This window comes from Geodermatophilus sp. SYSU D00079, assembly GCF_054050635.1.
In genome coordinates this window covers 147,579-159,876 of sequence record NZ_JBJGZS010000005.1, presented here as the reverse complement: position 1 = coordinate 159,876, position 12,298 = coordinate 147,579, and the positions used below count along the sequence as shown (strand labels likewise).

Sequence of the window (12,298 nt, the reverse complement as noted above, 5' to 3'; positions counted from 1 at the left end):
CGTCGGGCGGGGGTCCGCGGCCGGTCGGTTACCCTCGGGACATGATCGAGCTGGTCCTCAACCTCCTGCTGGTGCTCACCAGCGTGCTCCTCGTGGTGCTGATCCTGCTGCACCGCGGCAAGGGCGGGGGCCTGTCCTCGATGTTCGGTGGCGCGGTGTCCTCGCAGCTGTCCGGGTCCTCCGTGGTCGAGAAGAACCTCAACCGGCTGACCGTCTTCACCGGCCTGATCTGGGCGATCTGCGTCGTCGGCCTCGGGATCCTGCTCAAGGTCTGAGGGCGCCTCGACGCGCTCGCGAGGCCCCCTGCCGGGGGCCCGGGTCCCGGAACAGGGCGTTCGCGCGGAAAACGTGACCGACATCGCGACGTCTTCCCCATAGACTGCCCGCGCGGCAGTGGCCGCCGCAGACCGCTGGGATACAGGGGGCACTCGTGGCTGGTGGGAACGCGATCCGGGGCACCCGGGTCGGTGCAGGGCCGATGGGCGAGGCCGAGCGCGGTGAGGCCGCGCCACGGCACCGGGTGGGCTACTGGTGCACGCAGGGCCACGAGACCCGCGTCGCCTTCGCCTTCGACGCCGAGGTGCCCGAGACGTGGGACTGCCCCCGGTGCGGCCTCCCCGCGGGGCAGGACCAGGCGGCCCCGCCGCCGGCACCCCGCACCGAGCCCTACAAGACCCACCTGGCCTACGTGCGCGAGCGGCGCAGCGACGCCGACGGCGACGCGCTGCTCGAGGAGGCCCTCGCCAAGCTGCGCGCCCGCCGGGGCGCCTGAGAGCCCGTCTCCCGCGCGAGGGGTCCCCGGCTGCCGACCCGGCGCCCCGGCCGCCTGGCCGGGCGCCGGGTCCTGTCGTGCTCAGTCCTGGGCCGGGCGGGGGAGCGGCACCGGGGTGTAGGCGACCCAGCCGGCCTGCTCGTGGTCCCAGAAGCAGCCACGGTGCCGGCGCACGGGCTCCGCGGCTGCCCGGGCGGGCAACGGCAGGAGCGCGCCCGGGACCGGACGACGGGTGGTCGGTGCGGAGCTGGTCATGGGGACTCCGTGGTCGGGTTCGGGACCGCGGCGGAGGGGCCGCCGTCGTCTCGAGGTCCGCTGGTGCCGTCTGCTCGGGCCCGACCCGCAGTGTGCCCGCCCCGGCCCGCCTCAGCCAGGGGCCGACGGCCGCTACCCGGGGGTGGTGAGCCCGCCGGCGGCCGCGGCGTCCAGCAGCCAGCGGGTGGCCCGCCGTCCGTGCACCCCGGCGGCCGGCAGCTGCTGCGGGGCCGCGCCGGAGCGCAGGGCCGCGGCGACGGCCGGCGCCTTGCCCTCACCGGAGACCAGCAGCCAGACCTCCTCGGCGGAGTTGATCGCGGTGAACCCGAGGCTGACCCGCGTGGGCGGTGGCTTCGGGCAGTCGCGCACCGCCACCACGAGCCGGTCGTCGGACACCGCCGGCGACTCCGGGAAGATCGAGGCCACGTGGCCCTCCGGGCCCATGCCGAGCAGCAGCAGGTCGAAGCGCGGCAGGGCCTGACCCTCCGGTGCGGCCGCGGCCAGCTGCTCGGCGTACCAGGCGGCGGCCTCCTCCGGCTCGGCGAAGCCGGCGTCCGAGGCGGGCATCGCGTGCACGCGGCCGGCCGGGACGCCGACCGGCTCCAGCAGCGCCCGGCGGGCGCCGGTCTCGTTGCGCTCGTCGCTGCCGGCGGGCACGAACCGCTCGTCGCCCCACCACACGTCGACCGCGGTCCAGTCGACCCGCTCGCGCTCCGGCTCGGCGGCCAGGGCCGCGACCCGCTCGAGGACGGCGGTGCCGATGCCGCCGCCGGTGAGGACCACCGAGGCGGTGTCGTGCACCGCCTGCGCTGCGGCCAGCCGGGCCACCAGCGCGGAGGCGACGGCGCGGGCCAGCCGGTCGGCGTCGGGCTCGATGACGACGTCGGCCACGGGGCGGTCCCCGTCGGCCAGCCCGGCGGCGACCCGGTCGCCCGGCGGGAGGCTCACGACCCCGCTCCGCTGGCACCCGGCCGGTCGGTCCCCCGGGCGGCTCTACCCCTCGCTGACCTCGCGAGCGCGGTCACTGGTGCACCTGCTCGGTGTCGTGCTCCCCGTGCTCGGCCACCTCGTCGGCGCCCTCGGAGGTCAGCGGCACGGTCGGCAGCGGGTCGCCGTCCCCGCCCTGGACCTCCGCGGGGTCGAACCACACGTGCTCGCGGACCTCGGAGCGCTCGCTCAGCCCCTGGACCCCGGTCGTGGCCTCCAGGGCCTCGGCGAAGGGCTCGTCGGGGTCCAGCCGGCGCAGCTCCTCGCCCACGAGGTCGCCGAGCTGACGGTCGGGCAGCGCCACCATCGCCTCGGGCCGGTACGGCTGGGAGATGACCGCGCCGCCGCGCCGGTCCGCGGTGACCCGCACCTCCTCGTCCTGGTCCAGCTGCAGGACGACGGAGGAGACCCCGCTGGGGCCGGGCCGCCGGTCGGCCTCGGCGACGCCGATCTCGCACCCGCACCGGGCGCTGAGCCACCCGGCCAGCAGCTGCGCGGTCGCGTGCCCCGGCTGGCCCTCGACCCACCCGCCGTGGACCCGGACGACGTCGCCGCGGCGGCCGGACACCGAGTCGAGCGTCGAGGTGAGCGTGGCCCGCCACGGCGTGCTGCGGGTCCAGGACAGGTCCGTGTCGCCCGGGGCGTAGTCGGCTGCGCGGGTCCGCAGCGCCGCCAGCTGGTCGTCGGCCAGGGAGCTGTCGGTGATCCGCCGGTCGGCGATGACGGCCAGCGCGTCGGTGGCCAGGCGCTCGGGTGGGGTGCCGTGCCACCAGGTGACCACCGGCGCGTCGGCGGCCAGCAGCGGCAGCACCACCGACTCGGCGTGCAGGGCGAGCCGGCCGTACATCCGCATGACCACCGCCTCGCCGGGGCCCAGGCGGCCACCGATGAGCACCTCGGCGTCCAGCCGGGGGGCCGGCGCCTCGATCTGCCGGCGGACCACGATGAGCAGCCGGCAGGGGTGCTGCTCGGCGGCTGCGGTCGCGGCCTCCTCGGCCTCGGCGACCCGTCCCTCGTCGGCCACGACGACCAGCGTCAGCGCGACGCCGGAGAGCACGGCGCCGCCGGTGCGCCGCTGCGCCGCCAGCTCCTTGACCACCGCGGAGCCGGTGGTGTCCCACAGGGTCGTCATCGGGTCTCCTCCGGTCGGGTGGCTGTACCGGCTGCGCGGGTGCTCCGGGGCCCCCGGGGGGCCGTGGAGCGCAGCGGGGCGTTCTCGTGGAGGAGGGTCACGGCCGCCGCCACCGGCGTCCCTCGGCGGCGAGCATCTCGTCGGCCGCCCGCGGGCCCCACTCGCCGGCCCGGTAGGGCTGCGGCGTCGTCCCGGCCCAGAACTCCTCGAGCGGGTCGATGACCGCCCACGACGCCTCGACCTCGGCGTTGCGCGGGAAGAGCGTGGCGTCACCGAGGAGGACGTCGAGCAGCAGCCGCTCGTAGGCCTCGGGGCTGGCCTCGGTGAACTGCTCGCCGTAGAGGAAGTCCATCGACACGTCACGGACCTCCATGACGCTGCCGGGGACCTTCGACCCGAACTTGAGGGTGACCCCCTCGTCGGGCTGCACCCGCACGACCAGCTGGTTGTTGCCCAGCTCCTCGGTGTCGGTGGCGGCGAAGGGCAGGTGCGGCGCCTGCTTGAACACCAGCGCGATCTCGGTGACCCGGCGCGGCAGGCGCTTGCCGGTGCGCAGGTAGAACGGCACCCCGGCCCACCGGCGGGTCTCGACGCCCAGCCGCACGGCGGCGTAGGTCTCGGTGGTGGAGTGCGGGTCGACGCCCTCCTCCTGCCGGTAGCCGGTGGCCCGCTGGCCGGCCAGCCAGCCCTGCTCGTACTGGCCGCGGACGGCGAAGGTGCCGAGGTCCTCCGGCAGCGAGATGGCCCGCAGCACCTTGAGCTTCTCGGTGCGGATCTCCTCGGCGGAGAACTCGACCGGCTCCTCCATCGCGGTGAGCGCCAGCAGCTGCAGCAGGTGGTTCTGCAGCACGTCCCGGGCGGCGCCGGTCTCCTCGTAGAACCCGGCCCGCCCGCCGATCCCGACGTCCTCGGCCATCGTGATCTGCACCGAGTCGACGTGGTGGCCGTTCCAGACCGGCTCGAACAGGGTGTTGGCGAACCGCAGCGCCATCAGGTTCTGGACGGTCTCCTTGCCCAGGTAGTGGTCGATGCGGAACACGTCGTCGGCGCTGAACACCGAGTCGACCAGCGCGTTGAGCTCCAGGCTGGAGGGCAGGTCGGTGCCGAACGGCTTCTCCACCACCACCCGGCGCCAGCGGTCGGCCGTGCTGTCGGCCATTCCGGTGCGCTGCATCTGCTTGAGCACGACCGGGAACATCGCCGGGGGGATGGACAGGTAGAACGCCGCGTTGCCGCCGATGCCGTGGGTGCCCTCGAGCTCGCCCAGGGTGGCGGCGAGCTGGTCGAAGGCGTTGTCGTCGTCGAAGGAGCCCTGCACGAACCGGACGCTGCCGGCCAGCCGCTCCCAGACCTCCTCCCGCCACGGCGTGCGGGCCGCCTTGCGGGCGGCCTCGCGGGCCAGCTCGGCGAAGTCCTGGTCGCCCCAGTCGCGCCGGGCGAAGCCCAGGAGGGCGAAGTTGGTCGGCAGCAGCCCCCGGTTGGCCAGGTCGTAGACCGCCGGGAGCAGCTTCTTGCGGGCCAGGTCGCCGGTGATGCCGAAGACCACCAGGGCGCACGGCTCGGGCACACGGGGCAGCCGCCGGTCCCGCGGGTCCCGTAGCGGGTTGGAGATCATCGTCCGTCCTCGAGGTCTGAGTGCGGGCCCGCCGGCCGGCGCGGCGGTGGACCGTCCGGTGGGGTGGAGCAGGGGTGCGGCCCTGGACCGCACCCCGGGAACCCGATCCTGGCCGACACCGGTCAGCGCAGCGCGTCGAGCAGCTGCCCGACGCCGGCCGCCCGGTCGGTCAGGTGCAGGCGGAGCAGCGGCCGGCCGCGGTCGGCGAGCGCCTGGCGGTCGCCGGCGGCCTGGGCGGCCTGCAGGGTGCCGAAGCTGTAGGGCCGGTCGGGCACCGGGAGGTCGAGCTCGAGGACCCCGGTGAGCTGCAGGAACGCGCCGGTCTGCGGCCCGCCCTTGTGGTACTGGCCGGTGGAGTGCAGGAAGCGCGGGCCCCAGCCGAAGGTGACCGCGTGCCCGCTCCGGGTGGCCAGCGCCGCGCGCAGCTCCGCCGCGCGGGCGTCGCGCTCCCGGTCCAGGTAGGCCATGACCGCGAGGTAGCCGCGCGGCGGGACGGCGGCCATCAGCGCGTCCAGCGCCAGGCGGACGCCGTCGTGGAGGCTCAGGTCGACCTGGTCGAGCAGGTCGCCGTGCGCGTACAGCTCGACCGCGCCGATGGTGGCCACCGGCTTGTCGTCGGGCAGCCCGGCCGCCAGGAGCCGCTGGGTGTTCTCCTTGCTCTCGGTCACGTTCGGCTGGTCGAACGGGTTGATGCCGAGCAGGTGCCCGGCGACCGCCGTCGCGTACTCCCAGCCCAGGAACTGGGCGCCCAGCGGGCCGCGGACACCGACCGAGGGCCCCGGCTCGACGGGGTCGCCGTCGACCACGGCCAGCAGGGTGTCCGGGTCCGTGGCGCCCGGTGCGTCGGCGGACTCGAGCACGACCGGGAGGAGCCCTCGGCCCTGCTTGCCGGTGGACTCGGCGACGAGCTGCTCGGCCCAGTCACCGAACCCGGCGGCGCTCTCGCCGCCCTCGGCGAGGGCGACCTTGTCCCGGCCGGTGCGGAAGCCCGCGCCCAGCGCGATCCCGAGCTCCAGGGCGGGGTTGCCGGGCTCGGTCAGGTGCTCGGCGAGGTCGGCGGCGTCCTCCAGCAGCGGGGCGACGTCGGCGCCGGCCAGCGCCGCGGGCACCAGGCCGAACGCCGAGAGGGCGCTGTAGCGCCCGCCCACGGTGGGGTCGGCGAGGAAGACCGCGCGGGCGCCCATCGCCGCCGCCGTCTCCGCGAGGGGGGACCCGGGGTCGGTGACGACGACGAACCGCGCCCCGATCTGCTGCTCGTCCAGCCCGGCCGCGGCGAAGGCGTCCACGAAGGCGCGCCGGTGGCTGTCGGTCTCCACGGTGCCGCCGGACTTGGAGCTGACCACCACGACGGTGCGGTCGAGGTCGGTGAGCGCCGCGGCGACGGCGCCGGGGTCGGTGGTGTCCAGGACGACCAGCGGGACGCCCGCGGTGCGGCACACCACCTCGGGGGCCAGTGAGGACCCACCCATGCCGCACAGCACGACCCGGTCCAGGCCCTCGGCCCGGAGCTCGGCGCGCAGCGCGGCCAGCCGCGGGAGCAGCTCCCGCGACGTGGCCGGGAGGTCCAGCCACCCCAGCCGGACCGACGCCTCGCCCTCGGCCTCCGGGCCCCACAGGGTGGGGTCCTTGCGCACCAGCCGGCCGGCGACGTCGTCGTCGGCCAGCTGGGTGCGGACGGCCTGCGGGACGTCGAGCCCGGCGCAGGAGAAGCGCAAGGTCACGCCTTGTCCTGGAGCTGGGTGCGCACCGACTCGGTCAGCTCGTCCCAGGAGTCCACGAACTTCTGCACCCCCTCGTCCTCCAGCACCCGGAAGACGTCGTCGAGGTCGACGCCGGCGTCGCTGATGGACTGCATGACCGCCGCGGCCTCGTCGTAGGTCTTCTGCACCGGGGTGCCCGGGCTGCCGTGGTCGGCGTAGGCCATGAGGGTCTTCTCCGGCATGGTGTTGACCGTGCCGGGGGCGATGAGCTCGCTGACGTAGAGGGTGTCGGCGTACTCGGGGTTCTTCACGCCCGTCGACGCCCACAGCGGCCGCTGCGGGCGGGCACCCTTCGCCTCCAGGGCCCTCCAGCGGTCGGAGGAGAACACCTCCTCGTAGGCCTGGTAGGCCAGCTGGGCGTTGGCCAGCGCCGCCTTGCCCTTGAGCGAGGCGTCGGCGCCGGCCTCGTCCAGCCGCTTGTCGATCTCGGAGTCCACGCGGGACACGAAGAACGACGCCACCGACGCGATGCCGTCGAGCGGACCGCCGTCGGCCACCCGCTGCTCCAGGCCCGCCAGGTAGGCGTCCATGACCGCCCGGTACCGCTCAAGGCTGAAGATGAGGGTGACGTTGACACTGATGCCGCGGGCGATGCAGGTGGTGATGGCCGGCAGGCCGGCCTCGGTCGCCGGGATCTTGATGAACAGGTTGGGCCGGTCCACCAGCCACCACAGGTGCGCGGCCTCGGCGGCCGTGGCGTCGGTGTCGTGGGCCAGCCCCGGCGCGACCTCCAGGGACACCCGGCCGTCGCCGGGCTGCCGCTCGGCGACCGGCGCCAGCAGGTCGCAGGCGTCGCGGACGTCGGAGGCGGTGATCGTGCGCAGGGCCTCCTCGACGCTCACCTGCCGGACGGCGAGGGCGTGCAGCTGGTCGTCGTAGGACTCCGACCCGCTGATCGCCGCGGCGAAGATCGTCGGGTTGGTCGTGACGCCCACGACGGAGTGCTCGTCGACCAGCGACTGCAGGTTGCCGGTGCGGATCCGGTCGCGGGACAGGTCGTCGAGCCAGACGGCGACCCCGGCCGCCGACAGCTCGGCCAGCTTCTCGTTCTGTGCCATGTCAGGCCCCTCTCTGGTTGGGGTGGTGCAGGTCAGCGGTCGCCGGTGGGGTGCGGCAGGCCGCCGGTGGCCGGGACCGGGCCGGCCGGGACGGCGGCGCCCGACCGCGCCGCCTCGATGCTCTCCCGTGCCGCGGTGACGACCGCCTCGTCGGTGAGGCCGAACTCCTCGTACAGGACGCTGTAGGCGGCGCTGGCCCCGTAGTGGGTGAGGCCGACGATCCGGCCGGCGTCGCCGACGAACTCGCGCCAGCCCATGGGGACGCCGGCCTCGACGCTGACCCGGGCGCGGACCGTGGGCGGGAGCACCTCGTCCTTGTAGGCCTGGTCCTGGTCGGCGAACCACTCGACGCAGGGCACCGACACGACCCGCGTCGGCACGCCGTCGGCCTCCAGCCGCTCGCGCGCGGCGACGGCGATCTGCACCTCGGAACCCGTGCCGAGCAGGATCACCTCCGGGGTGCCGCTCGACGCCTCGGCCAGCACGTACGCGCCGCGGGCCACGCCCTCGGCCGAGGCGAACTCGCCGCGGTCGAACACCGGCAGGTTCTGCCGCGACAGCAGGATCCCGGCCGGCCGGTCGTTGTTCTCCAGGATCGTCCGCCAGGCCACCGCCACCTCGTTGGCGTCGGCGGGCCGGACGACGTCCAGCCCGGGGATGGCCCGCAGCGCGGCGAAGTGCTCGATCGGCTGGTGGGTCGGGCCGTCCTCGCCCAGGCCGATGGAGTCGTGCGTCCACACGTAGGTGACCGGCAGCTGCATGAGCGCGGCCAGCCGCACCGCGCCGCGCATGTAGTCGGAGAACGTGAGGAACGTGCCGCCGTAGACGCGGGTGCCGCCGTGCAGGGCGATGCCGTTCATGATCGCGCCCATGGCGTGCTCCCGGACGCCGAAGTGCAGCGTGCGGCCGTACGGGCCGCCCGACCACATCTTCGTCTGCCGGTCGGCGGGCAGGAACGACGGTTCGCCCTTCACCGCGGTGTTGTTGCTCTCCGCCAGGTCCGCCGAGCCGCCCCACAGCTCGGGCAGCACCGGGTACAGGGCGGCGAGCACCTCCCCGGAGGCCTTGCGGGTGGCCACGCCCTTGGGGTCGGCGTCCCAGGACGGCAGCTGCGCGGCGAAGCCCTCCGGCAGCGTGCGGGTGGTCATGCGCTCCAGCAGCGCCGCGGCCTCGCCGTTGGCCTGCTGCCACGCCTCGAACCGCTGCTGCCACTCGGCGTGCTCGGTCCTCCCCTTCTCGACGACCGAGCGGGCGTGGGCCAGCACCTCGTCGTCGACCTCGAAGGTGCGCTCGGGGTCGAAGCCGAGGATCTCCTTGGTCGCCCGGACCTCGTCCTCGCCGAGCGCGGAGCCGTGCGCGGCACCGGTGTTCTGCTTGTTGGGCGCCGGCCAGGCGATGATCGTCCGCAGCACGATGATCGAGGGCCGGGTGGTCTCGGCCTTGGCGGCGGCGAAGGCGGCGTCGACCGCGGCGAGGTCCTCACCGTCGTCCACGTGCTGGACGTGCCAGCCGTAGGCCTCGTACCGCTTGCCGACGTCCTCGGTGAAGGCGACGTTCGTGTCGTCCTCGATGGAGATCCGGTTGTCGTCGTAGACGAGCACCAGGTTGCCGAGCTTCTGGGTGCCGGCCAGCGAGGAGGCCTCGCCGCTGACGCCCTCCTCCAGGTCGCCGTCGGAGGCGAAGGCCCAGATCGTGTGGTCGAACAGGCTCTGGCCCTCGGGGGCGTCGGGGTCGAGCAGGCCGCGCTCGCGCCGGGCCGCCATCGCCATGCCGACCGCGTTGGCCACGCCCTGGCCGAGCGGCCCGGTCGTCGTCTCCACGCCCGGGGTGTGGTTGACCTCGGGGTGGCCGGGGGTCTTCGAGCCCCACGTGCGCAGGGCCTGCAGGTCCTCGAGCTCCAGGCCGTACCCGGACAGGTACAGCTGGACGTAGAGGGTCAGGCTCGAGTGCCCCATCGACAGGACGAAGCGGTCGCGGGCCACCCACTGCGGGTCGCTCGGGTCGTGCCGCAGCCACTTGTGGAACAGCAGGTACGCGGTCGGGGCCATGCTCATCGCCGTCCCCGGGTGGCCGTTGCCGACCTTCTGGACGGCGTCCATCGCCAGCACGCGGGCGGTGTCGATGGCGCGACGGTCGAGGTCGCCGAAGTCCTCGGGCAGGGTGGGGGAGGGCTGGGCCGGGTTGCCGGTCGGCGCGTCGGACGCCGCCTCGGCCGGGGCCTCGGACGCGGTGCTCTTGGTTCCCATCTTGCGGGTGCTCCCTCGGGGTCGGCCTGTGCGGGACCGCCCGGGACGACCGGTGGAGACCAACCGACCGCGGGCGGACGACGGTGCGCGGCTCCAGCGACCGGGCGTTCCGCGTGCCCGTGGCCCGTCGCACCGGACCTGGACGCACCGTCGTCGTCGACGTCGGCCCTACCCGCTGCATGCGCAGCACCAACGTGACGAGACCCTAGTCATGCCCGCCCGTGCCGGCGGTGGCCGCGGGCTACAGTTGGTCCGTTCTCCCGTCCCCTCTCGGAAGGGACCTCGTGCTGTCCAGGTGCCCGGTGGTGCCCTGCCCGTGTGCCTGCGCACCCGAGGCCTCGCGGTGACCGCGCTGTCGGAGCGCCCGGCCCTCCAGGCCCGTCGCCTCTCCAACACCGTGCGGGCCTACGTGGCCCTGACCAAGCCGCGGATCATCGAGCTGCTGCTGGTCACCACGCTGCCGGCGATGATGCTCGCCTCCGGCGGCTGGCCCTCCTGGCGGCTGCTGATCGCCACGATGGTCGGCGGCACCCTCGCCGCCGGCGCGGCCAACGTCTTCAACTGCTGGTACGACCGCGACATCGACCGGCTCATGCACCGCACCGAGCGGCGGCCGCTGCCGATGGGCGAGGTCAGCCCGCGCGCCGCCCTGGTGTTCGGGCTCGTGCTCACCGTCGTGTCGGTGGGGCTGCTGGCCACCACCACGACGCTGCTGGCCGCGGTGCTCGCGCTGGCCGCCATCGTCTACTACGCGGTCCTGTACACGATGGTGTTCAAGCGCTACACCCGCCGCAGCACCGAGTTCGGCGGGGTGCCGGGAGCCGCGCCGGTGCTGATCGGCTGGGCCGCGGTCACCGGCTCGCTGGCCTGGCCCGCGGTCGTGTTCTTCGCCGTCGTCTTCTGCTGGCAGATGCCGCACTTCTGGGCGCTGGCCATGCGGTTCCGTGCCGACTACGCCCGCGCCGACGTCCCGATGCTGCCGGTGGTGGCCTCCGCGCTGTCCGTCGGCCGGCAGACCGTCGTCTGGACCTGGCTCACCGTCGCCGTCTCGCTGCTGCTCTGGCCGGTCGCCGACGGGTTCGGCATCGGCTGGATCTACACCGCCGCCGCGGCCGCCCTCGGCCTGTGGTTCGCCATCGAGGCCCACCGGCTGCTGCGCCGCATCCGCGCCGGGGCCGAGACCAAGCCGATGCAGCTGTTCCACATCTCGATCACGTACATGACCCTGCTGTCGGTCGCGATCATCGTCGACGTCCTGGTCTGATCGTCGCCGCGGTCTCCGGACCGCACCGCGACGGCACCCGCGGTCCTCCGGACCGCACCGCGGGCAGGTGCCGTCCCCTGCTGGGTCGCTGCCCGTGTCGCGGCCGGGAGGCGCTCCGGGCCCCCGCGACCGGTCCACCCCGGCTGACCTCCGTCCCCGCCTCGATCGGCCGGGTCGCCGGCCGGGGCACCGGGGCAGCCACCTCCCCGGAGGTGCGCCTGACGGGCGGCTCCGGGCGGCGACTCCCCCGGAGTCGCGCGGGCCTCGCGGGGGTGGGCCGGGGGTCAGCGGGTGGCGGACGCGGGGACCGAGGGGGCGTCCAGCGGCAGCTCGGACGCCGGGCCGCGCACCGACCACACCAGGCGGGCGGTGAACGCCGTGGTCAGCACCGCGCCCAGCATGTGCAGGAGCACGAGGGCGACCGGCAGGTCGGTGAAGTACTGCACGTAGCCCACCACCCCCTGGGCCAGCTGCACGACCAGCAGGTCACGGGTCGCCCGCCGGAGGCGGCCGGGCGAGTCGGTGGCGTACAGGGCGACCAGCAGCGCGATCGTCAGACCGAGCAGCAGGAAGACCGAGTCGGCGTGCAGCTGGCTGACCAGCTCGGGGTCGAACCCGGTGCGGCCGGCGCCGGGGTCGCCGCTGTGCGGGCCGCTGCCGGTCACCACCGTGCCCAGCACCAGGACTGCGGCGGTCGCCACCGCGATCCCGCTCACCAGCAGCGCGAACGGACGGCGGACCAGCAGCTGGCCGACGCCGGGTTCCCGCGAGCGCAGCCACAGCACGGTCGTGACCGCGACGAGCACCGAGGACACCAGGAAGTGCGCGGCCACGGTCCACGGGTTCAGCCCGGTGAGCACGGTGACCCCGCCGAGCAGCGCCTGCGCGGGGATGCCCAGGAACGCGAGGACGGCGAGCCCGCGCAGGTCGCGGCGGGTGGAGCGGAAGACCGCCACGACGGTGGCGATCGCCACGGCGGCGAGCACGAAGGTGAGCAGCCGGTTGCCGAACTCGATGACGCCGTGCCCGGCGAGCTCCGGGGTGGCGACGAAGCTGTCGTCGGTGCACCGCGGCCAGGTGGGGCAGCCGAGGCCGGAACCGGTCAGCCGGACGGCTCCGCCGGTGACGACGATGGCGCCGTTGGCGACGGCGTTGGCCAGCGCGAGGCGCGAGACGACAGCAGGGGAGACCGGCACGTGCCGATGCTAG

The 12,298-nt window shown here is 74.8% G+C and carries 11 protein-coding genes; 3 read left to right on the top strand and 8 right to left on the bottom strand.

Annotated elements, in window-relative coordinates; translation table 11 throughout:
- Positions 1–41: 41 nt before the first annotated feature.
- Positions 42–275, top strand: coding sequence for a preprotein translocase subunit SecG (gene secG, locus ACI79E_RS07050; protein ID WP_456931813.1), 234 nt, complete (start codon positions 42–44; stop codon positions 273–275).
- Positions 276–430: 155 nt separating this feature from the next.
- Positions 431–772, top strand: coding sequence for an RNA polymerase-binding protein RbpA (locus ACI79E_RS07045; RefSeq protein ID WP_456931812.1), 342 nt, complete (start codon positions 431–433; stop codon positions 770–772).
- Positions 773–853: 81 nt separating this feature from the next.
- On the opposite strand, the gene ACI79E_RS07040 is transcribed toward ACI79E_RS07045, so the two are convergent.
- The 7 genes from ACI79E_RS07040 to tkt all read right to left on the bottom strand — a co-directional run bounded on the left by ACI79E_RS07040 (position 854) and on the right by tkt (position 9,825).
- Positions 854–1,027, bottom strand: a complete 174-nt coding sequence (locus tag ACI79E_RS07040; RefSeq protein WP_456931811.1) for a hypothetical protein — start codon at positions 1,025–1,027, stop codon at positions 854–856.
- 132 nt (positions 1,028–1,159) lie between these two features.
- Positions 1,160–1,975 carry a 6-phosphogluconolactonase gene (pgl, locus tag ACI79E_RS07035; protein ID WP_456931810.1) on the bottom strand — a complete coding sequence of 272 codons (816 nt, stop codon included), beginning with the start codon at positions 1,973–1,975 and terminating at the stop codon, positions 1,160–1,162.
- Between the two features lie 73 nt (positions 1,976–2,048).
- Positions 2,049–3,146 (bottom strand): glucose-6-phosphate dehydrogenase assembly protein OpcA, encoded by a 1,098-nt coding sequence (locus ACI79E_RS07030; RefSeq protein WP_456931809.1) that lies wholly within the window; start codon positions 3,144–3,146, stop codon positions 2,049–2,051.
- A 97-nt stretch (positions 3,147–3,243) separates the two neighbouring features.
- The gene (gene zwf / locus ACI79E_RS07025; RefSeq protein ID WP_456931808.1) at positions 3,244–4,761 is read right to left on the bottom strand and encodes a glucose-6-phosphate dehydrogenase; all 1,518 of its coding nucleotides are present in this window, start codon (positions 4,759–4,761) and stop codon (positions 3,244–3,246) included.
- A 122-nt stretch (positions 4,762–4,883) separates the two neighbouring features.
- Positions 4,884–6,482 (bottom strand): glucose-6-phosphate isomerase, encoded by a 1,599-nt coding sequence (locus tag ACI79E_RS07020; protein ID WP_456931807.1) that lies wholly within the window; start codon positions 6,480–6,482, stop codon positions 4,884–4,886.
- Positions 6,479–7,579, bottom strand: coding sequence for a transaldolase (tal, locus tag ACI79E_RS07015; RefSeq protein WP_456931806.1), 1,101 nt, complete (start codon positions 7,577–7,579; stop codon positions 6,479–6,481). The genes ACI79E_RS07020 and tal overlap by 4 nt, the downstream gene beginning before the upstream one ends.
- Positions 7,580–7,611: 32 nt before the next feature.
- Positions 7,612–9,825, bottom strand: coding sequence for a transketolase (gene tkt, locus ACI79E_RS07010; RefSeq protein WP_456931805.1), 2,214 nt, complete (start codon positions 9,823–9,825; stop codon positions 7,612–7,614).
- A 343-nt stretch (positions 9,826–10,168) separates the two neighbouring features.
- Here tkt and ACI79E_RS07005 point away from each other — a divergent pair, with 343 nt between their 5' ends.
- A complete protein-coding gene (locus ACI79E_RS07005) occupies positions 10,169–11,089 on the top strand; it encodes a heme o synthase (RefSeq protein ID WP_456931804.1) in 921 nt (306 codons plus the stop codon).
- 284 nt (positions 11,090–11,373) lie between these two features.
- Here ACI79E_RS07005 and ACI79E_RS07000 read toward each other — a convergent pair whose 3' ends face one another.
- Complete coding sequence (locus ACI79E_RS07000; RefSeq protein WP_456931803.1) at positions 11,374–12,285, bottom strand: COX15/CtaA family protein; 912 nt, start codon at positions 12,283–12,285, stop codon at positions 11,374–11,376.
- Positions 12,286–12,298: the final 13 nt, after the last annotated feature.